Here is a 23699-nt window from a genome sequence, read left to right on the forward strand (position 1 = left end):
GCGCAACGCCGTTGGCGTGCGCCCGTTTTCCGCCGGTTCTGCTCGGCGCCCAGGCCCCCGGATCGTTGCCAATGCTCGCCAAATCGCCGCTGAAAATCGTGTTGTGCTCGCCGCGCGGGTTCTGCGCCGGCGTGGTGCGGGCGATCGATACCGTCGAGCGGGCGCTCGCTCTGTACGGCGCCCCGGTCTATGTCCGGCACGAAATCGTCCATAATAAATACGTGGTCGACAGCCTGCGCGCCAAGGGCGCGATCTTCGTCGAGGAACTGGAAGAGATTCCGGACACCAAGGCCCCGGTGGTGTTCTCCGCCCACGGCGTGCCGAAGTCGGTGCCGGAAGACGCGTTGTCGCGGAATTTCTTCTCGATCGACGCCACCTGCCCGCTGGTCACCAAGGTGCACCGCGAGGCGGCGATCCATTTCAAGCGCGGCCGCGAGATCCTGCTGATCGGCCATTCGCACCACCCCGAAGTGGTCGGCACCCTCGGCCAGCTCCCGGCCGGCGCGGTGACGCTGATCGAGACCGCGGCCGACGCCGAGGCGTATCAGCCGAAGGACCCCAACAACCTCGCCTTCGTCACCCAGACCACGCTGTCGATCGACGACACCGCCGGCATCGTCACGGTGCTGCGCGAGCGCTTCCCGAACATCTCCGGGCCGCACAAGGAAGACATCTGCTACGCCACCACCAACCGCCAGGCGGCGGTGAAGAAGGTGGCGCCGGTGGTCGACGCCATGATCGTGGTCGGCGCGCCGAATTCGTCGAACTCGCAGCGGCTGCGCGAAGTCGCCGAGCGCGAGGGCTGCAAGGTCGCGGTGCTGGTGCAGCGCGCCTCGGATCTCGACTGGAGCCAGTTCGAGGGCATCAAGGTGCTCGGCCTCACCGCCGGGGCCTCGGCCCCCGAGGTGATCGTCGAGGAGATCATGGGCGCCTTCGCCGAGCGGTTCGACCTGTCGGTCGAGACGGTGTCGGCGGCGGAAGAAAACGAGTTCTTCCCGGTGCCGCGGGTGCTGCGCCCCGACGCCGCGGAATAACCGGCCGGACCCGGGGACCTCCCCCCGGGGGGCGCCCTTTCATCGCGCCCCGTCTTGGTCTAGGAAGCCGCCAGCTTTTTTCCTTCTGATCGGATCACGCCATGGCGGTCTATACCGACGTCGCCGCCGACGAGCTTGCGGATTTCCTGAGCCGCTACGACATCGGCGACTTGTTGTCCTACAAAGGCATCGCCGAAGGCGTCGAGAACTCCAACTTCCTGCTGCACACCTCGCGCGGCTATTTCATCCTGACGCTGTACGAAAAGCGCGTCGCCCGCGACGATCTGCCGTTCTTCCTGTCGCTGATGACGCATCTGGCCGGCAACGGCATCAGCTGCCCGCAACCGGTCGCCGATCGCGAACGCCAGACGTTGGCGACGCTCGCCGGCCGTCCGGCGGCGATCATCAGCTTCCTGGACGGAGTGTGGCCGCGCAAGCCGAGCGTGGTGCATTGCGCCGGCGTCGGCCAGGCGCTCGCCAAGATGCATCTGGCAGGCCGCGACTTTGCGATGAAGCGGGCGAACGCGCTGTCGGTCGCCGGCTGGCGGCCGCTGTTCGCCGCCGCCGAGGCGCGCGCCGACGAAGTGCAGCCGGGCCTGCGCGATTTTCTGGCCGCCGAGCTGAGCTATCTGGAAAGCGGGGTGTGGCCGTCCGATCTGCCGCAGGGGCTGATCCACGCCGACCTATTTCCCGACAACGTGTTCTTCATCGGCGACGACGTCTCCGGCATCATCGACTTCACCTTCGCCTGCAACGATCTGCTCGCCTACGACGTGGCGATCTGCCTGAACGCCTGGTGCTTCGAGGCGGACCACGCCTTCAACGTCACCAAGGCGCGGGCGCTGCTCAGCGCCTATACGCGCGAGCGGCCGCTCGATGCCGCCGAGCAGGCCGCGCTGCCGCTGCTCGCCCGCGGCGCCGCGCTGCGCTTCCTGCTGACCCGCCTGGTCGACTGGCTCAACGTGCCGGAAGGCGCGCTGGTCAAGCCGAAAGATCCGATGGAGTACGTCCGCAAGCTGCGCTTCCAGCAGAATGTCGCCGGAATCCGCGACTATGGTGTCGAGATCGCAGGGGCGGTGGCGTGAGCGAGGCTGACCAGAAGCCGGTGATCATCCACACCGACGGCGCCTGCTCCGGCAACCCCGGCCCCGGCGGCTGGGGCGCGATCCTCAAATTCGGCGACGTCGAAAAAGAGCTGAAGGGTGGGGAGCCCCACACCACCAACAACCGGATGGAATTATTGGCGGCAATCTCGGCGCTCGAAGCGCTGACGCGGCCGTGCTCGGTGGATCTCTATACCGACAGCCAATACGTCAAGAACGGCATCGGCAGCTGGATTCACAACTGGAAGCGCAACGGCTGGAAGACCGCCGACAAGAAGCCGGTGAAGAACGTCGATCTGTGGCAGCGCCTCGACGCCGCGCTGAAGACTCACAGCATCCGCTGGCACTGGGTCAAAGGCCACGCCGGGCACGCCGAAAACGAACGCGCCGATCAATTGGCGCGGGACGGGCTGGCGGAAAATCGCATGAAGTCGCGGGTGAAGTAATCGCTTCACCGTCGTCGTCACCCGCGCATGCGGGTGATTCAGTATTCCAGAGAGTTTGTTACTTCAGCACGAACGCCCTGGAATACGAGATCGCCCGGACACGCCGGGCGATGACGTTGGTCTTAGTGGCGAAGTGCGCCCGCCATCAGCTCACAGCTGCCCGAGCAGCGTGTCGCCGCCGGAGACTTCGACCTTGCCGGGGTTCGGCTCGAGGTTGAGAGTCTTCACCACGCCGTCTTCGACCAGCATCGAATAGCGCAGCGAACGGGTGCCGAGGCCGAAGCCCGAGCCGTCCATTTCCATACCGATCGCCTTGGTGAAGTCGGCATTGCCGTCGCCAAGGAAGATCGCTTCATTACGCTGGTCGGTGTCGCGCTTCCAGGCGTTCATCACGAAGGCGTCGTTGACCGAGACGATCGCGATGGTGTCGACGCCCTTGTCCTTGATCGCATAGGCGTTGAGGAAGATGCTCGGCAGATGCATCTTGTGGCAGGTGCCGGTGTAAGCGCCCGGAACGGCGAACAACGCCACCTTCTTGCCCTTGAAGATATCGTCGGTGGTCTTCACCTGCACGCCGTCTTCGGTCATCACCCGAAACTGCGCGTCGGGCAGGCGGTCGCCAACCTTGATGGTCATCGGTATCTCTCCCTGTTGTGCGGATGATTTCTAGCCCGCGGGTATGACAGTGACAATATTGCGGGATCGGTTAGGTGTTTGTGCTGTAGGCGGCGGCGCGTGCTCCAAGCGTAACGCCGTCATTCCGGGGCGCTCGCGCCAGCGAGCGAACCCGGAATCTGACACCGGCACGATAACTGCGAGATTCTGGGTTCGCGGCCGTTTGGCCGCGCCCCGGAATGACGTGGAGGGCAAGAGAAGGGCAGGCGTTTACGCCGCGGCCTGATTGCTCTTCTTCTCGTCGCGCAGTTCGCGGCGCAGGATCTTGCCGACGTTGGTCTTCGGCAGCGTGGTGCGGAATTCGATCTGCCGCGGCACTTTGTAGTTGGTCAGTTCGTTGTGGCAAAACTTGATGATGTCCTCGGCGGTGACATCCGGGTCCTTCTTCACCACGAACGCCTTGACGGCTTCGCCGGTGCGCGAGTCCGGCACGCCGATCACCGCGCATTCCAGCACGCCGGGATGGCTGGCGACCACTTCCTCGACTTCGTTCGGATAGACGTTGAAGCCGGAGACCAGGATCATATCCTTCTTGCGGTCGACGATCTTGGTGAAGCCGTCGGGCGACATCACGCCGATATCGCCGGTGCGGAAGAATCCGTCGGCAGTCATCACCAGCGCGGTCTCGTCGGGACGATTCCAGTAGCCGGACATCACCTGCGGACCCCTGGCGCAAATCTCGCCGGGGGTGCCGAACGGCACTTCCTTGCCCTCTTCGTCGCGGATCGAGAGCTCGGTCGACGGCATCGGAAGCCCGATGGTGCCGTTGAACTCGGTGACGGTCGCGGGGTTGCAGGTCAGCACCGGCGCGGTCTCGGACAGGCCGTAGCCTTCGGCGATCGGGCAGCCGGTCATCTTCAGCCAGGCTTCGGCGACCGGACGTTGCACCGCCATGCCGCCGCCATTGGAGATCTTCAGCTTGGAGAAGTCGACCTTGTCGAAGCCCGGCGCGTGGAGCAGGCCGTTGTACAGCGTGTTGACGGCCGGGAAGCTGTTGACCTGATACTTCATCAGTTCCTTGATGAAGCCTGGGATGTCGCGCGGGTTCGGGATCAGCAGGTTGACGCCACCCGCGCGCATGCCGAGCAGGTAGCACGCGGTCAGCGCGAAGATGTGGTACAGCGGCAGCGCGCAGACGATGAACAGCTGGTCGACATGCGGCGGCTTGGCCAGCGCTGGCTGCAGCCAGGCGTCGTTCTGCAGCACGTTCGCCACCACGTTGCGGTGGAGCAGCGTCGCGCCCTTGGAGACGCCGGTGGTGCCGCCGGTATATTGCAGGAAGGCGACGCTCTCCGGACCGATCGCCGGCTTGGTGAACTTCTGGCCGCGGCCGGCCGAGACCGCATCGTTGAACGAGACCGCGCCCGGCAGCGAATAGGCCGGCACCATCTTCTTCACCTTGCGGACCACCAGATTGACGATCACGCCCTTGAAGCCGAGCATGTCGCCCATCGTGCCGACGATGATGTGCTTGACGGGCGTGCGGGCGACCACCTGCTCGACCGTGTGGGCGAAGTTCTCCAGCACGATGATGGCTTCGGCGCCGGAATCTTTGAGCTGATGCTCGAGCTCGCGCGGGGTGTAGAGCGGGTTGACGTTGACCACCGCGAAGCCGGCGCGCAGCACTGCAGCGATCGCCACCGGATACTGCAGCACGTTCGGCATCATCAGCGCGACGCGCGCGCCCTTCTGCAGACCCTTGCCCTGCAGGTAGGCGCCCAGCGCGACCGACATCTCGTCGAGCTCGCGATAGGTGATCGCCTTGTCCATGCAGATGAAGGCTTTGCGATCGCTGTACTTACGGAAGCTTTCCTCGAACAGATCGACCAGCGAGGGATACTGCGTCACGTCGATGTCGGCCGGGACGCCCGGCGGGTATTGCTTGAGCCAGATCCGCTCCATGGTGTGTTCCTCGTGTCGCCTGCCCGAAGCATTCCGCTTCGTGCGTTATGATTGTTGCATATCGGTTGGGGGCGGCGAATTGGCCGAAAGACGCCGCAGGTCGTTTGCTGCGTTGCGAAATAAGTACTCGAAAACCGCGTTCGACCTCCCGTTCGGCGGAGTATTGAGCGAAGCCAACACCGAACGCAAGCGGCCGCACGCCGCAGTGCGACGGCGGTCTGTGAACCATCAAGGGGCGGCAACGAGAGGTTGATTCAGGCTGCCGTAACGGTCGTCAGGATTTCGGCTTGGCGTCGCTGGCTGCGCTGCTCGGCGCAGGTTTGGCGGCAGCCTTCGGCTTCGGCTTGGCCGGAGCGGCAGGCTTGTCCGCTGCGGCTTCAGGCTTTGCCGTCGCATGCTTCGGGCCCGCATGCTTGGTGCCGGCTGGCTTGGCACCGGCAGCAGGTTTAGCGGGCTTGTTGGTATCGACGACGACCGCGGTACGCGGCTTGCTGCCCTTCGGCGCAGCCTGATCGACGCTGGCTTCCTGACCTTCCGAAGCGGCATCGTTCTTCTTGGCGACCCGGGCTTTCTTCTTCTTGGCCGGCTTGACGGCCTGCCGCTCGGCATCGCTGGCCTCGGCGGCGATCAGCGCCGGACCGCTGCGGGTCGGACCGGTATAGACCAGCACCGGCTGGGTCGGTTCGGGTTCGGCGGCGATCATGTCGACCGGCCGCAGCGCCGGCGTCTGGAACATCGACATCACCGGATTGCCAGACAGCGCGTTGGCGACGGTTTCGTCTTCGTCGCTGGCCGGGCGCTTGCGCTTCGGTCCGCACATCTCGTCGCGCAGATCCGGCGGCGCGGCGGCGATCGGCGCCAGATTGTCGACGGTGCCGAGCGACGGCGTCAGCCAGGCGAGGGTGTTGGTGGAGAAGCCGCGCTCCAACAGTTGCGCGGCCTTCACGGCGCGGTCCTGGCCGGAGCTGGCACCGAGCACGACGGCGATCAGCCGGCGGCCGTTGCGCGTGGCGCTGGCGACCAGATTGTAGCCCGAGGCGCAGATAAAGCCGGTCTTGAAGCCGTCAGCGCCGGGATAGCGGCCGATCAGCTTGTTGAAGTTCCGCGTCACCCGCTTGCCGAAGCGGATCGCCGGAATGTGGACGTAGTATTCGTATTCGGGCAGGTCGCGGATGATGGCGCGGGCGAGAATCGCGAGGTCGCGCGCCGAGGTCACCTGCTCGTCGGCGGGCAGGCCGTTGGGATTGACGTAGTGGGTCTGCGTCATTCCGAGCCGCGCCGCGGTATCGTTCATCATCGCCGAGAAGCCGTCGATCGAACCGCCGACGCCTTCGGCCAGCACCACGGCCATGTCGTTAGCCGACTTCACCATCATCATCTTCAGCGCGTTGTCGACGGTGAGCTGGGTGCCGGCGCGGAAGCCCATCTTCGAGGGCGATTGCGCCGAGGCGATCGGCGACACTGTCTGCAGCGTGTCCGGCGTGATGCGGCCCTGCTTCACCGCCTGCAGTGTCACATACAGCGTCATCAGCTTGGTGACGGAGGCCGGATGCCACGGGTAGGTGGCGTTGTCGGCCTGCAGCACCTTGCCGGTATCGGCCTCGATCAGCAGCAGCGCTTCGGCATTCGCGACGCGTGGCAGCACGGTCAGCGACAACAACGCCGCAACGACGATGGTCAAAAACGAGGATGAACGGCGAGGCTGTGCAGTGATGAAAGGCACGTTCCGATTCCGGTCCTGTGAGTTCCGTCGCGCCGACGAGATCGCGGCACGGTGACGTTCGGGTTTTCAGGCGGTGGCCCCAGCAAACCCGACCCTATACCGGCTCGCGCCCGCAGAACAGGGCTTGGCCCCGGGTAATCGGGGACGAAAAGGGCTGAAATTCGACCGATTAGAGTTGTGCGTCGGCTGCCGGGCTCATTGCGGAGCGCGCGCTCTCCTGCACCATGAACTGCGCCCGCGCCAATTGCGCAAATGCGCCGCCGCGCGCCACCAGTTCATCGAACGTTCCGCTTTCGATCACTTTGCCGTTGTCGAACACCAGAATACGGGTGGCGTCGCGAATGGTGGACAGGCGGTGCGCAATCACGAAGGTGGTGCGGCCTTTCATCACCTCGTCGAGCGCGAGGTTGAGCTTGGCCTCGGTGACTGCGTCGAGCGCCGAGGTGGCTTCGTCGAGGATCAGGATCGGCGGATCCTTCAGCAATGCGCGCGCAATCGACAACCGTTGCCGCTCGCCGCCGGACAGCATCCGGCCGCGCTCGCCGGCATTGGTCTCGAACTTGTGGTCGCTGCGCTCGATGAACTCCAGCGCTTGGGCGCGCTCGGCGGCGGGGCGCAGTTCTTCCGGCGTCGCGTCCGGTTTGCCGACCCGCAGGTTATCGGCGATCGAGCGATCGAACAGCAGCGCTTCCTGAAACACCACGCCGATGTTCCGCCGTAGCGACGCCAGTGTAATACCGCGGACGTCCATGCCGTCGACCTTGATTACGCCGGACTGCGGATCGAAGGCGCGATGCAGCAGCGCGATCGCGGTCGACTTGCCGGCGCCGGTGGCGCCGACAAGCGCGATGGTGTCGCCGCGCAGGGCGGTGAAGCTCAGGTCCTCGACCGCCGGCCGCTTGCCGTCATAAGAAAACGACACGTTCTGGAATTCGACCAGGCCGGACAGCCGGCCGCAGTCGATCGCATCCGCGCGGTCGCGCACGGCGGGGACGGTATCGAGCACCGCGATGAATTCGCGCAAGCGCGGCGCTTCCATCAGAACGTTGTTGATGAAGTTCACCACCTGCTCGAGTCGCTGGATCAGCAGCGTGGCGAACGAGACGAACATCACGATCTCGCCGACGCTGGTGAGCCCCTGCTGGTTGAGGTAGATGCCCAGCGCGAAAATCGACAGCACCGTAATGGTGGTGGAGGCGCGGGTGATCACCGTCACCAGCGCCCACCACGACAGCACCGGCATCTGCGCCGCGAGCAGCCGCCCCGAGACGTTGCGCAGCCCCTGCACCTCGGCGTCGATGCGTACGAAGCTCTGCACCAGCGCGACGTTCCCAAGCGCGTCCGAAGCGCGGGCGGAGAGATCGCTGTATTGGGCTTCGACCTCGCCCTGCATGCCGTAGGTCTTGTGCACCACCAGTGTGGTCAGCACCGTGAACACGACGCACAGCACGAACAGCAGAATTGCCAGCCGCCAGTTGATGTACAGCGACAACGGCAGCAGCACGACCAGCGACAGAATCGCGGCGAAGTGCTCGCGGAAGAAGCCGAGCCACATTCGCCACAGCGCGTCGGTGCCTTGCAGCATCACCTTCATCAGCCGGCCCGAATGGGTACCGGTGTGAAAGCTGATCGGCAGTTGTAGGATGTGTTCGAAGTAGCCGGTGAGCACGGCCTGGCGTTGCCGGTGCGCCAGCCGGTCGGCCTGCAGCGCAACCAGGGCCGAGCACATGATGGTGAACAGGCCGAAGCCGACCCAGGCGCCGAGTAACGGCCAGGGCGAGCGCGTCTCCGGCACAAGTGCGCCGGTGGCGAGATTGCCGCTCATCACGTCGACGATCCGGCCGAACAAGATCGGCTCGGCGAATTGCGCGGTGGCGAGCAGCAGATTGGCGACGGCAAGAATCCAGCCGAGCCGCGCCTCCTTGCCGAGCAGTTGCAGCACGCGGGTGTAGAGATGGATTAGCGACATCAGCCGGCCCAGGACGAAACAATTATCGTTAGATCATTTCAGCGTCCGGCGAAATGTGTTCGCGCATCTGTCCCAGGCGTGTTCGGACGGACCGATGCGTACGCAGCCGACCTCGGACGGTCACCGGGGGATGCAAGCTCACGGCCATTCGCGGCTTAACGTGGCAACGTGCCGCAGATCGTGAACGAGGCCGATTCGGCCGTCGGGGTAGCCCTGGCTGGAGGCCGCAAAGCCCTGCCATGCGGGGCTTTCCGACACCCTATACCGGGTTCCAAGTACAGGAAATCACAGCGGGATTCTCACGTTGTCGTGGCCGCGGAGTTGATCCGCGTCAACCAGCCTTGACGGGTCGGATGGCATGGTGACGATGCGTTAACAACCCGACTTCTACACCCCACGTCGGATCGTTCGTGATCCGCTCTTCCGCTCTTCCGCTCTTCCGCTCTTCCGCTGTTTGTTGGAGCCTTGCCGGTGGGTGATCTGACCCTTCCGATCAATTCGGGCGCCGCACTCGCTATCCACGTCGCGCTGTCGGCCGGGATCGTTGCGGCGATCATCGTGGTCGCGGCCTGGCTGCGCGAGAAGCGCTCCGGTGCGCGGCCCGACGTGCCCTACGAAGGCGGCGTGCTGCCGGCGCAGCCGCAGCAGGGGCCGTTGAACGCGCCGTACTTCCTGATCGCCGCGCTGTTCGTGATCTTCGACATGGAAGCGGCGATCCTGTTCGCCTGGGCGGTCGCCGCGCGCGACGCCGGCTGGCTCGGCCTGATCGAAGCGGCCGTCTTCATCGGCGTGCTGCTGCTGGCGCTGGTGTATCTGTGGCTCGACGGAGCGCTCGACTGGGTGAAGGGCAAGCGCCGATGACGATGACGCCGCAACATCCGGGCATGCCGGACGAACAGCGCTCGGTCGAAGAGCATATGGCGCTGTCGAGCCTTTTCACCACGCTCGAAGACCTCACCGCGTGGTCGCGCAAGCACAGCCTGTGGCCGTTCAATTTCGGGCTGTCGTGCTGCTACGTCGAACAGGTCACGGTGCTGACGCCGGTCTACGATCAGGCACGGTTCGGCGCCGAGGTGATCCGCGCTTCGCCGCGGCAGGCCGATCTCCTCGTCGTGTCCGGCACCGTGTTTCACAAGATGGCTGCGCCGCTGCTGCGCCTGTACGAACAGATGCGCGCGCCGCGCTGGGTGATCGCGATGGGCGCCTGCGCCTGCTCGGGCGGCATGTACGATATCTATTCGGTGGTGCAGGGCGTCGACCGCTTCATTCCGGTCGACGTCTACATCCCCGGCTGCCCCCCGCGCCCCGAGGCGGTGCTCGACGCGCTGATCATGCTGCAGCAGCAGGTCGGCAGCGAACGCCGCCCGCTCGGCGTCACCGTCGGCAACACCGCCGGCCTCGGCTTCGATGCGCCGCGCCGGCGCGACCAGCGCCGCGAGACGCGCATGGCGCAGACCCTGCTCGATCCGCCGGAGTCATTGTGAGCGCATCCGAACTCGTCACCGAGCTCAGCACGCGCTTCAAGGATGCGGTGCTGGGCCAGCAAGTTACTGCCGATCGTTTTCCGACCGTCTGGATTCGGCCGGACGCGACGATCGACGTGCATCGCTTCCTGAAGCAGGAGATCGACCGGCCGTTCAGGATGCTGGTCGACCTGTGGGCGATCGACGAGACCGCGCGCAAGCATCGCGAAGGCCTGCCGCCGTCCGGCATCACCATCGCCAGCCATCTGATGTCGCACGAGCGCAATGCTGACATCCGGATCAAGATCGCGCTCGATGCCGAATATCCGCGCGCCAAGTCGATCGGCTCGGTGTATCCCAACGCGCCGTGGTACGAGCGCGAAGCCTACGACATGTTCGGCGTCGAGTTCGAAGCTCAGCCGCATTCGCTGCGCATCCTGTTGCCGCCGGGCTGGGAAGGCCACCCGATGCGCAAGACCCAGCCGGGTCGCGCCACGGAGCGGCCGCTGTTCAACATGACGGCGTCGCTGTTCGACGCCAAGGAGCACGCGCTCGCCGCCGATCCGGAGAAGTTCGGCCTGCCGACGCATCGCGACGGCGTCGAGCTGATGATCCTGAACTACGGGCCGCATTCAATGGCGACCCACGGCGTGTTCCGAATCGTGCTGGCGCTCGACGGTGAAGAGATCGTCGCGGCGCGGCCCGATATCGGCTTCCATCATCGCGGTGCCGAGAAGATGGCCGAGCGCCAGACTTGGCACAACTTCCTGCCCTACACCGACCGCGTCGATTACTTAGGCGGGGTGATGGGCGAGATGCCCTACCTGCAGGCGGTCGAGAAGGCCTGCGGCATCAAGGTGCCCGACCGTGCGCTCACGGTGCGGATCATGCTGTCGGAAATGTTCCGCATCATGAACCACCTGTTGTTCTACGGCACCATGGCGCAGGACACCGGTGCGATGTCGCCGGTGTTCTATATGTTCACCGACCGCGAGCGCGGCTACCGGGTGATCGAGTCGATCACCGGCGCCCGGATGCATCCCGGCTTCTTCCGCATCGGCGGCCTGTCGATGGATCTGCCGGACGGCTGGGATCGGCTGGTGCGCGAATTCCTCGACTGGATGCCGTCGCGGCTCGACGATTACGAAGGCATGGTGCTGCGCAACGAGATCTTTCGCGCGCGGACCAAGGGCATTGCGGCCTACGACACCGCGATGGCGCTGGATTGGGGCGTCACCGGTCCGGGCCTGCGGGCGACCGGCTATGCCTGGGACGTGCGCAAGGCGCGGCCCTATGCGGGCTTCGAGAACTTCGACTTCGAAATTCCGGTCGGCCACGCTGGCGATTGCTACGACCGCACCGTGGTACGGGTCGAGGAGATTCGGCAGTCGCTGAAGATCATCCGGCAGTGCGTCGACAACATGCCGTCCGGTCCGATCAAGGCCGATCATCCGCTGACGACGCCGCCGCCGCGCGAGCGGATGCTGCACGACATCGAGACCATGATCCATCACTTCGTCAACACGAGCTGGGGGCCGGTGCTGCCGCCGGGCGAATACACCGGCCAGGTCGAGACCGTGCGCGGCCTGACGCAGTTCGCGCTGATTTCGGACGGCGAGCCGTCGAGCTATCGCACCCGGATTCGCACGCCGTCGTTCGCGCATCTGCAGATGATTTCCGCGGTCGCCCCCGGCATGATGGTGGCCGATCTCGTCGCCTATCTCGGCAGCATTGACTACGTGATGTCGGACGTCGACCGATGAGCCTCAGCCCCGCCCTCAAGACCGCGATCCAGCACGCTGCCGCCACCCATGGCGGCGCGAAGGCTGCGATGGTGGAAGCGCTGAAGCTGGTGCAGGAAGCCGAAGGCTGGGTGTCCGACGCGCATCTGAAGGAAGCCGCCGACGTGCTCGGCGTCACGCCGGCCGAGATCGACGCGCTCGCGACCTTCTACAGCCAGATCTTCCGCTCGCCGGTCGGCGACACCGTGATCCTGCTCTGCGACGGGCTGAGCTGCTATCTGTGCGGCGGCGATGCGGTGCGCGATGCAGTGATGAGCAGGCTCGGCATCGGCTTCGGCGAAACCACGCCGGACGGCAAGTTCACCCTGATCAACATCTGCTGCGTCGGCGGCTGCGATCGTGCGCCGGTGGCGCTGGTCGGCCCGGAGCGCAAGCTGGTCGGCCCGCTGACGCCGGACGATCTCGACGCGCTGATCGGCGGCGCAGCGGTGGGAGGCAAGCCATGAGCGACAAGCCGCTCACCGGCCGCGCGCGCGCCGACCGTCAGCCCCACAGCCTTGCCGCCTGGCGCGGGCTCGGCGGCTACGCGGCGCTGTCGCTCGCGCTCAAGCGCCATAGCCCGGAAGCGATCATCGCGATGGTCGAGGCCGCGGGCCTGCGCGGCCGCGGCGGCGCGGGCTTCCCGACCGCCAACAAATGGCGCTTCATGCGCGCCGGCAGCGACAAGGCCGGTCCAGGCGCACGCTATCTCTGCGTCAACGGTGACGAGACCGAGCCCGGCTCGTTCAAGGACCGGCTGTTGATGGAGGCGCTGCCGCATCAACTGATCGAGGGCGCGACCATCGCGGCTTACGCGATCGGCGCCACCGAAGTGATCATTCTGGTCCGCGACGAGTATCGCGCCGCTGCCGCTGCGCTCTGCCGCGCGATTGCCGAAGCGGAAGCGAGCGGCCTGCTCGGACGCGACATTCTCGGCTCCGGTTTCGATCTGACGATGCGGGTCCACGCTTCGGCGGGGCGCTACATCGTCGGCGAAGAGACCGCACTGATTGCCGCGATCGAGGGCGAGCGTCCGCTGCCGCGGCATCGCCCGCCTTATCCAGCGGTCAGCGGCCTGTGGGGACGGCCGACCACCGTCAACAATGTCGAGACGTTATCGTCAGTGCCGTCGATCATCGAGAACGGCGCTGAGTGGTACCGATCGCTGTCGTTCACCGACGAAGGCGGCACTAAGCTGTACGGCATCTCCGGCTGCGTCGAGCGCCCGCAACTGATCGAAGCGCCGATGGGCTCGACCGCGCGCGAACTGCTGCACCGCGCCGGCGGCATTCGCAATGGCCGCGCGTTGCTGGCATTCCAGCCCGGCGGCGGCGCCACCGCGTTCTTCGAGAAGGCCGAGCTCGACGTGCCGCTCGATTTCACCAACGCCAAGAAGGCCGGCAGTTCGCTCGGCACCGGCGCGCTGATCGTGCTCGACGATCGCGCCTGTCCGGTAGCGGCGATCGGGCGTCATATGCGTTTCTACGCGCGCGAGAGCTGCGGGCTGTGCACGCCGTGCCGCGACGGTTTGCCGTGGGTATCGAAGCTGCTCGACACGCTCGAAGCCGGCAAGGGCACACGCGCCGACATCGACCTGCTGCACCAGCATGTCGCGCTGTCCGGTCCGTCGGGCCGCTCCTATTGTGACCTCAACACCGGCGCGCTGACACCGCTGCGTAGCGGTCTCGAACGCTTCGGCGACATCTTCACGGCCCACCTCCAGGGCTTCTGTCCGGTGGGCCGCGCATGACCAAGAAGAAGATCGAGATCGACGGCCGCGTCATCGAAGCCAAGGACGGCGAGGACCTGCTGTCGGCGTGTCTGACCCACGGCATCGACGTGCCGTATTTCTGCTGGCACGGGGCGCTCGGCTCGGTCGGCGCCTGCCGGCAATGCGCCGTGAAGGTCTATGACGGTCCGGACGACAAGGAAGGCCGCATCGTCATGAGCTGCATGACGCCGGTCGCCGACGTCGAGCGGGTGTCCGTGTCCGATCCGGAAGCGGTGGCGTTCCGCGCCCAGGTGATCGAGTGGCTGATGGTCAACCATCCGCACGATTGCCCGGTGTGCGAGGAGGCCGGCTCCTGCCATCTGCAGGACATGACGGTCGCCACCGGCCACATCGATCGCCGCTACAAATTCACCAAGCGGACCCATCGCAATCAGGATCTCGGGCCGCTGGTGACGCACGAGATGAACCGCTGCATCGCCTGCTATCGCTGCACCCGGTTCTATCGCGACTATGCGGGCGGCCGCGATCTCGACGCGTTCGGCGCCCACGACAACGTGTATTTCGGCCGCGCCGAGGATGGTCCGCTGGAAAGCCCGTTCGCCGGCAATCTCGCCGAAGTGTGTCCGACCGGCGTGTTCAACGACAAGGGCTGGTCGCGCGATTATTCGCGCAAATGGGACATGCGGGCGACGCCGTCGATCTGTCCGCATTGCTCGCTCGGCTGCAGCATTCTGGTCGACCAGCGCGACGGTCGGGTGAAGCGGGTGCAGAATCGTTATCACGGCGCCCTCAACGGCTACTTCATCTGCGACCGCGGCCGCTACGGGCCGCTGCACGTCGTCTCCGAGCATCGGCTGCGCCAGCCGTTGATCGAGGGGATGCCTGCCAGCGAGCATGACGCCGCCTCGGCCGCGCATGCGATCGTCGCCGAAGGCGCGATCGGGATCGGTTCGCCGCGTGCCTCGCTGGAAGCCAACTACGCGCTGCAGCGCCTGGTCGGACCGGAGCGGTTCTTCGCTGGCGTGTCCGACGTCGAATCTAATCTGGTGCGTCGCATCGTCGAGATCCTGCGCGCCGGCCCCGCCAAGATCGCGTCGCTGCAGGAGGTCGAGCACGCCGATGCCGTGCTGGTGCTCGGCGAAAACCTCACCGGCACCGCGCCGCGGCTCGCCTTGGCGATGCGGCAGACCGCAAGGGGCGCTGAGCGCGAGCTCGCGGCGCAGAAGGGCGTGCACGCCTTCCTCGATCCGGCAGTGCGCACTGCCGGCGAGGGGCGCCGCTCGCCGATCGTGCTGGCGACGCCGCTGCCTGATGCGCTCGACGATCTTGCTGCGTTGTCGCTGCGGCTCGATCCGCAAGGCGTCGCCGCATTCGGCGGCAGCGTTGCGTCTGCGCTCGGCGCAGGCCCCGCCGGCTTGGTCGAGGAGCATTCTGAAGCGGCGCGGGTCGCCGAGATTCTGGCGAACGCCGAGCGGCCGCTGATCGTCGCCGGCTGCGCGCTGATGTCGGCCGAGATCATCGAGACGGCGGCGCGCATCGTCACTGCGCTCGGCGCCAAGGCGCGGATCGTGCTGCTGGCGCCGGAAGCCAACAGCATCGGGCTGGCGCTGCTCGGCGGCGACGGCCTCGACAGCGCTGCCGCTTTGCTCGAGCGCGGCGGTGCCAAGACCGCGATCGTGCTCGAGAACGATCTGTTCGACCGTGCCCCGCGCGCTAGCGTCGAGCGGCTGTTGGCCGCCGCGAAGGGTGTGGTTGCGCTGGACTCGATGGCCAACGAGACCACCGCGCGCGCGGCGGTTGCGCTGCCGGTGGCGCCGTTCACCGAGGCGACCGGCACCTTCGTCAATTATGAAGGCCGGGCCCAGCGCTTCTTCGCCGCGGTGGCGCCGCAAGATTCCGCACCGGCAAGCTGGCGCCGGCTCGATGCGTTTGGCGCCGGCGACTGGCACGGGCTCGACGCGCTCATCGGCGATCTGATCGTCGAGCGTCCCGATCTCGTGGCGGTGGCCGACGCGGCGCCGGGCGAAGACTTCGGAATGGCCGACGGCAAAGTCACTCGCGCACCGCGGCCTTACACCGGCCGGACCGCCGACGATCGCGCCGGGCAGTTTGCTGATGCGGTGATCCCCGTCGATCAGGATGGGCCGCTGACTTTCGGCATCAAGGGCGCGCGTGGCACCGCGGTGCCGACGCCGCTGATCACCAGCTACAAGACCTCCGGCCTGCATTCGGCCAACAACGTCACGCGCTTCTTGGAAGAAGTCGGCGGTCCGCTGCGCGGCGGCGATCCCGGCACCTTGCTGATCAAGCCGGGCGAAGCGTCTCTGCCGGATGCCGTGTCGCAACGGGGTGAGGCCGGCGAGGGGCTGTGGCTGATCCCGCTGCACGACGCCTTCACCGGCGGCGAGCTGAGCCGCGCCAGTGCGCTACTTGCTGCGCGCCGGCCGGCGCCGCGCCTGCTGCTGCATCCTGACGACGCGGCGCTGCACGGTTTCCGGGACGGCAGCGCGGTGCAGGTCGACGGCAATCCCTGCGCGCCGGTGGTGACGCTGGATGCTTCGGTGCCGCGCGGCACCGTGGTGATCAGCGCCGGCTCGTGCCAGCCGCGCGGGCCGCTGCGCCGGGTCAAGGTCGAGGCGGCGCCATGATCGGGATGATCATCACTGCCACGATTTCAGTCGCGCTGATCATGGTGCTGCTGGTGCTCGCCGGCACCTTCACCTGGGTCGAGCGGCGGCTGCTCGGCTTCGTGCAGGAGCGCTACGGGCCGAACCGCGTCGGCCCGTTCGGGGCGCTGCAATGGGTCGCCGACACGGTGAAGATCCTCACCAAAGAGGATCGGCCGCCGCCGGGCGCCGACAAGCTCCTCTACATCCTGGCGCCGGCCGTCGCAGCGACGCCGGTGCTCGCCGGCTTCGGCGTGGTGGCGATCGGTGACGGCTGGGCGCTGTCCTCGGTCGATGTCGGACTGTTGTTCCTGCTCGGCATGCTGGGGCTGACCGCTTATGCCGCCGTGCTCGGCGCCTGGGCCTCGAACAACCGGTTCTCGCTGCTCGGCGGCATGCGTGCCGCGGCGCAGATGCTGGCCTATGAGGTGTTCCTCGGCCTGTCGCTGATGGGCGTGGTGATGATCGCCGGTTCGTTCTCGATGGCCGAGATCGTCGAGGCGCAGCGCGGCGTCTGGTTCGTGGTGGTGCAGCCACTCGGGGCGGTGCTGTTCACCATCGCCGGCGTTGCGGCTGCGCACCGGCTGCCGTTCGACCTGCCGGAATCCGAGAACGATCTGATCGCCGGCTTCATCACCGAATATACCGGCATGTCGTTCGGCCTGTTCTTCCTCGGCGAATACCTCGCGGTGCTGCTGGTGTCGGCGCTGGCGGTGACGCTGTTCTTCGGCGGCTGGCTCGGGCCGTGGCTGCCGGGCCCGGTCTGGTTCGGGCTCAAGACCGCTGTGATCGCGGTCGCGTTCGTCTGGATCCGCGCCACGCTGCCGCGGCCGCGCTACGATCAGCTGCTGAGCTTCGCCTGGAAGGTGGCGCTGCCGCTGTCGCTGCTCAATCTGATGCTGACCGGCATCGTCGTGGTGGCGAGGAGCGCGTCATGATCGGATTCGGATGGCTGGAAGCGCTGTTGCGGGTCGGCCGCAAGCTGTTCGTCAAACCGGAGACCCAGCTCTATCCGGAACAGAAGCCGAAGCTGTATCCGCGCGCCCGCGGCCGCATCGTGCTGACCCGCGATCCGGACGGCCAGGAGCGCTGCGTCGCCTGCAATCTGTGCGCGACGGTCTGCCCGGTCGGCTGCATCGATCTTTCCAAGGCGGTGGCCGACGACGGCCGCTGGTATCCGGAACACTTCCGCGTCAACTTCGCCCGCTGCATCTTCTGCGGCTTCTGCGAGGATGCCTGTCCGACCGCGGCGATCCAGCTGACGCCGGACTATGAATTGTCGGAATGGCGCCGCGACGCGCTGGTGTACGAGAAGCACGACCTTCTGATCTCAGGCGAAGGCAAGGTGCGCGGCTATCGCTACTGGTCGTTCGCCGGCAAGGCGATCCCCGGCAAGGACAAGGGCGAAGCCGAACACGAGGCGCCGCCGGTGAACCTGAAAGGGCTGCTGCCATGAGTTCGCTGCTTGCGATCTATGCCGGCGCCTTCGCGCTGATCTCGGCCGCGCTGTCGGTGGCGCGACTAAACGCGGTACACTCGCTGCTGTATTTAGTAGTGACGCTGCTGGCGCTGGCGGTGTGCTTCTTCGCGCTCGGCGCCGCATTCGCGGCCGTGCTGCTGATCATGATCTATGCCGGCGCCATCGTGGTGCTGTTCGTATTTGTGGTGATGACGCTGCCGATCTCGCCGGAGGCGATCACCCGCGAGCGCGCGCTGCTGCGCCGCGCCTGGCCGTTGCCGGTTCTGATGTCGGTGCTGATCGTCGCACCCTTCGTGTTCGGCGAGTTCGGCCTCAAGGCTACCGGCCAGCCGGCGCCGGTGTCGGCCCAGGAGGTCGGCAAGCTGCTGTTCGGGCCGTGGGCGCTGGCGGTCGAACTCGCGTCACTGTTGTTGCTCGCCGGCCTGATCGGCGTCCGCCACATCGGTCGCAGCGACCGCAGCCCGAGGAGCGGATCATGACCGGCTCCGACCTGATCGGCATCATGATCCTGGCCGCCGGCTTGTTCGCGATCGGCGTGTTCGGCGTGCTGGCGCGCCGGGGCATGCTGTTTCAGCTCGTGGCGCTGGAGGTCGCGCTCAGCGGCCCGGCGCTGGGCTTCATCGCGGCCGGCGCTTATCACGCCGATCCCGAAGGGCAGGGGATGTTCATCCTGGTGCTGACGCTGGCCGCCGCCGAAGTCGCGGTCGGGCTGGCGTTGTTCCTGCGTCTGCGCCGGCTCACCGGCACTGACGACAGCGATGCCATCAGCGGGCTGAAGGGGTGAGTATGGCGCATCTGCTTCCGTTCGTCCCGGTGCCGGCGCTGCTCGGCTTCCTGATTTTGTCGTTGATCCCGGTGCCGCTGTCGCGCGCCGCGGTGATCGCGCTCGGCGTCGGCGCCGCGGTGCTGCCGGCGATCCTGTTCTTCCCGGTCGGGCTGTCCTGCATCGAAGGCGTCTGCGTCGCCGGCGCGGTGGTGCCGATCCTATCGATCGACACCGGCGTGTTCGTCGCGCAGATCGCGATGTCGATGGATCCGCTCAGCATGGTCACCGGCGGCACGGTGGTGCTGGTCGGCGCGTTGGTGCTGATCTACTCGGGCGCCTACATGGCGTCCGAGCCGCTGCCGGATCTGCGCCGATTCTTCGCGGTGATGAACTTGTTCCTGGCCGGCATGCTGGCGGTGGTGTTCGCCGCCGACGTCATCCTGCTGTTCCTGGGCTGGGAAACCATCGGCCTGTGCAGCTTCATGCTGATCGCGTTCTACGACAAGCTGCCGAAGGCGGTGGCGTCGGGACGCAAGGCGCTGATCACCACCCGCGTCGCCGACAGCTTCCTGCTCGCCGGCCTGATGATGCTGTTCCTGAATGCCGGCACGACGCGGCTCGACGGCATGCTGGCCGCGGTGCCGGCAATCGATCCGTGGCGGCTGGCGCCGATCGCCGGGCTGATCGCGCTCGGCGCGCTCGGCAAGTCGGCGCAGTTTCCATTCCACACCTGGCTGCCGAGCGCGATGGCCGGCCCGACGCCGGTGTCGGCGCTGCTGCACTCGGCCACCATGGTGGCGGCCGGCGTGATCCTGCTGGCGCGGCTGGCGCCGCTGTTCGCCGCCGCGCCGGAAATCTCCGCCATGGTGGCGATGCTCGGCATCCTCACCGCGGCGCTCGGCGCGCTGGTTGCGCTGATCCAGACCGACGTCAAGAAGCTGCTGGCGTTCTCGACTATGAGCCAGATCGGCTTCATGGTGCTGGCGCTCGGGCTCGGTGCGCCCGCGGTGGCGCTGTCGCACTTTGCTATCCACGCTGTGTTCAAGTCGCTGCTGTTCCTCAGCGCCGGCGTGATGAGCCACGCCGCCGGCGGCTCGACCGCAATCGAGGCGCTACGCGGCTCGCGCTATCGCCAGCCGCTGGCGTTCTGGAGCTTCGCGGTCGGCGCCGCCTCGCTCGCCGGCCTGCCGGTGATCACCGCCGGCTGGTACTCGAAGGAAGCCGTGCTCGCCGCGGTGTGGAGCAGCGGACCGTGGGGCGTGCCGCTGTGGCTGCTCGCCGCGACCGCCGCGGTGCTGACCGGCGCCTACGCATTCCGCGTGGTGTTCGTCGCCGCCAGCCAGACCGCCGATCTCGCAGCTCCGGCGTGGGGCGGTCTCGCCGTGGTGGTGCCGCTGACGGTGCTGACGCTGGTTGCCGTGGTCGGTGGCCTGTCGGTCGGCGCGCTGATCCAGTTCACCGGCGGCGCCCCGGTGCACACGCCCTTGCTGCCGACGCTGCTCGGCGCCGCCGCGCCGATCCTCGGCGTGCTGCTGGCTCGGCAATTGGTGAAACACCCGCAGGAGCTTGACGCGCTGGCGAAGCGGATGCGCCATGTCCGCATCTTCCGGTTCGAGGTGCTGTACTACTATTACTTCGTCCGGCGCTTTCGCCGCGTCGCAACCGTGCTTGGCAATGCCGAAGGCACCGAGGCGGTGGCCGACGCCGTCGCGCTGCGTCGTGAGGGCGTTGACGTGCCCGGACTCGTCACCGACGATCCGCTCGGCCGCGGTGCCGGACAGGTCCGCGGTATCCGCACCGACCTAATCACGCGCGCCACCGACGGCCAGACACCCGTGGTGCGGATGGTGGCCGGCGATCCGATCGGCCGGCTGCTGATTGTCGTGGCCCGGCTGTTCGTCGGGTTCTTTGTGGCGCGGTTCAATCCGGACCGGATCGATCGCGCCTGGATGGGTTTGGCCGGCGGTGCCGGACACGCCTGGGCGCTGGTGCGGCTGACGCAGACCGGCCGCGTCCGTGATCACTCGCTGTGGATCGCGCTCGGTTGCGCGGGACTTCTATTGTTTGCCTGGGGGACGTCATGGCGTTGATTGCGCTCATCCTGCTGCCTGCGATCGGCGGCCTCGTCGCATTCTTCGTCGCCGGCAAGGGCGAGCGCGAGCGTTGGGTCACGATCGCGACCTTCGCGCTGATGCTGGTGCTGTTGGTCGGCGTCGTTGCGACCGGCGCCGAGGGGCGCTGGTACGACAAGGTGTCGTACCCCTGGGTGCCGTCGTTCGGCATCTCGCTGGATTTCGCGATCGACGGCCTGTCGGCCACGATGATCGCGCTCGCCGCCGGGCTCGGCATCATCTCGGTGATGGCGTCGTGGTCGGAGATTCGCACCCAGTCCGGGCTGTTTCACGCCAGCCTGTGCTGGACGGTGGCGGCGACTGTCGGCGTGTTCCTATCGTTCGACCTGCTGATCTTCGCGTTCTTCTGGGAAGCGATGCTGGTGCCGGCATTCACGCTGATCGCGGTGTGGGGCCATGGCGACAAGGAAGGCGCGGCGCTGAAATTCCTGATCTTCAACGCAGTCGCCGGCTTCGGTCTGCTGGCGGCGTCGTTCGCGCTGGCGGCGATGGCCGACCACATGACGTTCAGCGCATTCGAGCTCGCCGAGATGAAGCTCTCGACGCCGGTTCAGGTGTGGATGCTGCTCGGCTTCTCGCTGGCCTTCATGGTCAAGCTGTCGGTGCCGCCGTTCCACGCCTGGCTGCCGGAAGCGCACACGCTGGCGCCGACCGCGGGCTCGATCCTCCTCGCCGGCCTGTTGCTGAAGACCGGCGCCTACGGGCTGTTCCGGTTTGCGCCGATGCTGTTTCCGGATGGCCTCGCGGCCGTCGCGCCTTACGGCATCGCGCTCGGCGCCGCCGGCGCTCTGTATGGAGGCCTCGTCGCCTGCGGCCAGAACGACGCCAAGCGGCTGGTCGCCTATACGTCGATCGCCCACATGTCGATCGTGCTGATGGGCATCGCGGCGGGCGTGCACTACGCGCTCGCCGGCGCCGCGGTCGAGATGATCGCGCACTCGTTCTCGGCCTCAGCGCTGTTCCTGCTGATCGGCGCGCTGTACGAGCGCACCCATACGCGCGACCTGCGCCAGCTCGGCGGCCTGCAGCAGACCGCGCCGAAATTCGCCGCGGCGTTCGCGCTGTTCTGTTCGGCTCTGCTGGCGCTGCCAGGCACCGCCAACTTTGTCGGCGAGGCGCTGGTGATCGTCGGCATCTTCCAGGTCAATTGGGTGTTCGCGCTGCTGGCGCTGTCCACCCTGGTCGTCTCGGTGATCTACGCGACGCGGCTGCTCAAGGGGCTGGTGTTCGGCCTGCCGCAGCCCAAGCCGCCGCTCGCGGACATGACCTGGCGTGAGTATTGGCCGATCCTGGTGATGGGCATCGGCACGCTGATCGTCGGCCTCTATCCGCAGAGCCTGCTGGCGCTGCTCGAGCCGGCCATCAAGGCCGCGCTGATCCACACGCCGTGATCGCCGCGCCATGACCGCAGCCCAATTCGCCGCGCTCTCGCCACTCGTGGTGCTGGCCATCGCCGCCGTCGCGGCGATGATGCTGGTGCCGCTGGCGCGGCTGCAGATCGTGCAGGCGTCCGCGGCGGCGGGGCTGGCGGTGGCCGCTGCGCTGGTGCTGTTGCGGATCGGTGCGCCGGCGGCGCCGATGGGGGCGTTGTTCACCGACGACGGCCCGGCGCGGTTCGGCATCGTGTTCGCGTGCCTGGTGTCGCTCGGCGCGCTGGTGTTTCTGCGCACCGGTCACCCCGCCAAGGAGGCGCCGTCGCTCCTGGTGCTGGTGGCGATCGGCGCCGCCACGTTGGCCGGTGCGGGCCACGCCGCGACGCTGTTTCTCGGCATCGAGATCCTCAGCCTGTCGCTGATCGCGTTGTTCGCGTTTCGGCTGACTCGGCAGGGGCTCGAGGCGGCCTACAAGTTCCTGGTGATGAGCGGCCTTGCGTCCTCGGCGCTGCTGCTCGGCATCGCGCTGATCTTCGCCGAGACCGGCGCGCTCGATTTCGCCGGCTGGGGCGGCCGCGGCGCGCTGACCGCGTTCGGCACCGCGCTGCTGCTCGCCGGCCTCGCCTTCAAGTTCTCGCTGGTGCCGTTCCATATGTGGACGCCAGATGCGTTCGAGGCGGCCCCCGCGAGCGCCGCGACGCTGGCCGGCGTGGTGTCGAAATCGGCCGTGGCGATCGTGATCCTGCGGCTGGCACTGACCGCGCATTTGCCGGAGCCGGTGTGGAGCCAAGGTCTCGCCGCGCTCGGCGGCGCCTCGGTGCTGATCGGCAATCTGCTGGCGCTGCGGCAGCCGCAACTGCCGCGGATGCTCGGCTATTCGACGATCGCGCATTCCGGCTACATCGCGCTGATCATCGCCTCCGGCACACCACATGCCGGCGAGGCGGTGCTGTTCTATCTGGCGATCTATGCCCCGGCGATGCTCGGCGCGCTATGCGTCTCCGCCGCGCTCGGCCGCGCGCCGACGCTGCCCGATCTGCACGGGCTGATGAAGCGTCGCCCGCTGGAAGCGGTCGCACTGTCGCTCTCGCTGTTGTCACTTGCCGGCCTGCCGGCAGCTGGCGGCTTCATCGCCAAGCTGTTCCTGCTGCGGGTGCTGATCGACGGCGGCCTGTGGGTGCTGGTCGGGATCGTGGTCGCCGGCTCGTCGCTCGGCTTCTTTTACTACGCGAAGTTCTTCACCGCACCGTTCGTCGGGCACACCCACGACGAGTCCGAGCCGCTACCGCAGCTCGATCGAGGCCTGTTGATCGTCTGCATCGCACTGATCATCATCTTCGGCGTCGCGCCTGCGGGGCTGATGAACGTCGTCGCTGCGACGATGGCGCCGTAGCGGCACTCGCCTTTCCCCCGCGCGTGGGGAGAGGTCGCGTGGCGTAGCCATCCGGGTGAGG

20 protein-coding genes are annotated in these 23699 nt (G+C 67.0%); 16 read left to right on the forward strand and 4 right to left on the reverse strand.

The features are described from left to right. The first annotated feature begins 71 nt into the window (after positions 1-71). The 3 genes from ispH (at position 72) to rnhA (ending at position 2583) form a co-directional block, all read left to right on the forward strand. On the forward strand, positions 72-1034 hold the full coding sequence (gene ispH / locus DY467_RS21490) for a 4-hydroxy-3-methylbut-2-enyl diphosphate reductase (protein ID WP_107345861.1): 963 nt from the start codon (positions 72-74) through the stop codon (positions 1032-1034). Between the two features lie 101 nt (positions 1035-1135). Beyond that, positions 1136-2119 carry a homoserine kinase gene (locus tag DY467_RS21495; protein WP_164638834.1) on the forward strand — a complete coding sequence of 328 codons (984 nt, stop codon included), beginning with the start codon at positions 1136-1138 and terminating at the stop codon, positions 2117-2119. Then, positions 2116-2583, forward strand: coding sequence for a ribonuclease HI (gene rnhA, locus DY467_RS21500; protein ID WP_110786319.1), 468 nt, complete (start codon positions 2116-2118; stop codon positions 2581-2583). Before DY467_RS21495 ends, rnhA begins: the two co-directional genes overlap by 4 nt. 150 nt (positions 2584-2733) lie before the next feature. Here the strand turns inward: rnhA and DY467_RS21505 are convergent, their stop codons facing one another. From DY467_RS21505 to DY467_RS21520, 4 genes are all read right to left on the reverse strand, one after another. After that, on the reverse strand, positions 2734-3219 hold the full coding sequence (locus tag DY467_RS21505) for a peroxiredoxin (RefSeq protein WP_107345858.1): 486 nt from the start codon (positions 3217-3219) through the stop codon (positions 2734-2736). Between the two features lie 249 nt (positions 3220-3468). Beyond that, a complete protein-coding gene (locus DY467_RS21510; RefSeq protein ID WP_107345857.1) occupies positions 3469-5160 on the reverse strand; it encodes a long-chain fatty acid--CoA ligase in 1692 nt (563 codons plus the stop codon). 274 nt (positions 5161-5434) lie between these two features. Further along, positions 5435-6883 carry a D-alanyl-D-alanine carboxypeptidase family protein gene (locus tag DY467_RS21515; RefSeq protein WP_164638836.1) on the reverse strand — a complete coding sequence of 483 codons (1449 nt, stop codon included), beginning with the start codon at positions 6881-6883 and terminating at the stop codon, positions 5435-5437. Between the two features lie 169 nt (positions 6884-7052). Further along, the gene (locus tag DY467_RS21520) at positions 7053-8852 is read right to left on the reverse strand and encodes a glucan ABC transporter ATP-binding protein/ permease (RefSeq protein ID WP_164638838.1); all 1800 of its coding nucleotides are present in this window, start codon (positions 8850-8852) and stop codon (positions 7053-7055) included. A gap of 471 nt (positions 8853-9323) precedes the next feature. Here DY467_RS21520 and DY467_RS21525 point away from each other — a divergent pair, with 471 nt between their 5' ends. The 13 genes from DY467_RS21525 to DY467_RS21585 are packed head-to-tail and all read left to right on the forward strand — an operon-like array spanning position 9324 to position 23638. Next, the gene (locus DY467_RS21525; RefSeq protein WP_011159799.1) at positions 9324-9713 is read left to right on the forward strand and encodes an NADH-quinone oxidoreductase subunit A; all 390 of its coding nucleotides are present in this window, start codon (positions 9324-9326) and stop codon (positions 9711-9713) included. Then, positions 9710-10336: a NuoB/complex I 20 kDa subunit family protein gene (locus DY467_RS21530; protein ID WP_164608007.1), complete on the forward strand. Its 627-nt coding sequence runs from the start codon at positions 9710-9712 to the stop codon at positions 10334-10336. Before DY467_RS21525 ends, DY467_RS21530 begins: the two co-directional genes overlap by 4 nt. After that, on the forward strand, positions 10333-12078 hold the full coding sequence (gene nuoC / locus DY467_RS21535; RefSeq protein WP_164638840.1) for an NADH-quinone oxidoreductase subunit C/D: 1746 nt from the start codon (positions 10333-10335) through the stop codon (positions 12076-12078). The genes DY467_RS21530 and nuoC overlap by 4 nt, the downstream gene beginning before the upstream one ends. Further along, positions 12075-12563, forward strand: a complete 489-nt coding sequence (gene nuoE, locus DY467_RS21540) for an NADH-quinone oxidoreductase subunit NuoE (protein WP_164638841.1) — start codon at positions 12075-12077, stop codon at positions 12561-12563. The genes nuoC and nuoE overlap by 4 nt, the downstream gene beginning before the upstream one ends. Continuing rightward, a complete protein-coding gene (locus tag DY467_RS21545) occupies positions 12560-13846 on the forward strand; it encodes a complex I 51 kDa subunit family protein (protein ID WP_164638843.1) in 1287 nt (428 codons plus the stop codon). The genes nuoE and DY467_RS21545 overlap by 4 nt, the downstream gene beginning before the upstream one ends. Further along, entirely contained in the window at positions 13843-16476 is a 2634-nt protein-coding gene (gene nuoG / locus DY467_RS21550; protein WP_164638845.1) for an NADH-quinone oxidoreductase subunit NuoG, read from the forward strand. Before DY467_RS21545 ends, nuoG begins: the two co-directional genes overlap by 4 nt. Further along, entirely contained in the window at positions 16473-17432 is a 960-nt protein-coding gene (gene nuoH, locus DY467_RS21555) for an NADH-quinone oxidoreductase subunit NuoH (protein WP_164638848.1), read from the forward strand. The genes nuoG and nuoH overlap by 4 nt, the downstream gene beginning before the upstream one ends. Further along, positions 17429-17950, forward strand: coding sequence for an NADH-quinone oxidoreductase subunit NuoI (nuoI, locus tag DY467_RS21560; RefSeq protein WP_114359405.1), 522 nt, complete (start codon positions 17429-17431; stop codon positions 17948-17950). The genes nuoH and nuoI overlap by 4 nt, the downstream gene beginning before the upstream one ends. Continuing rightward, the gene (locus DY467_RS21565; RefSeq protein WP_164638850.1) at positions 17947-18453 is read left to right on the forward strand and encodes an NADH-quinone oxidoreductase subunit J family protein; all 507 of its coding nucleotides are present in this window, start codon (positions 17947-17949) and stop codon (positions 18451-18453) included. The genes nuoI and DY467_RS21565 overlap by 4 nt, the downstream gene beginning before the upstream one ends. Continuing rightward, entirely contained in the window at positions 18450-18758 is a 309-nt protein-coding gene (gene nuoK, locus DY467_RS21570; protein WP_107356823.1) for an NADH-quinone oxidoreductase subunit NuoK, read from the forward strand. Before DY467_RS21565 ends, nuoK begins: the two co-directional genes overlap by 4 nt. A 2-nt stretch (positions 18759-18760) precedes the next feature. Continuing rightward, entirely contained in the window at positions 18761-20830 is a 2070-nt protein-coding gene (locus DY467_RS21575; RefSeq protein ID WP_164638852.1) for an NADH-quinone oxidoreductase subunit 5 family protein, read from the forward strand. Continuing rightward, entirely contained in the window at positions 20821-22263 is a 1443-nt protein-coding gene (locus DY467_RS21580) for a complex I subunit 4 family protein (protein ID WP_164638854.1), read from the forward strand. The genes DY467_RS21575 and DY467_RS21580 overlap by 10 nt, the downstream gene beginning before the upstream one ends. Before the next feature lie 10 nt (positions 22264-22273). After that, a complete protein-coding gene (locus DY467_RS21585; protein ID WP_164638856.1) occupies positions 22274-23638 on the forward strand; it encodes an NADH-quinone oxidoreductase subunit N in 1365 nt (454 codons plus the stop codon). Positions 23639-23699: the final 61 nt, after the last annotated feature.

It is taken from the genome of Rhodopseudomonas sp. BR0G17 (assembly GCF_010907025.1).
Classification (GTDB): Bacteria; Pseudomonadota; Alphaproteobacteria; order Rhizobiales; family Xanthobacteraceae; genus Rhodopseudomonas; species Rhodopseudomonas palustris_H.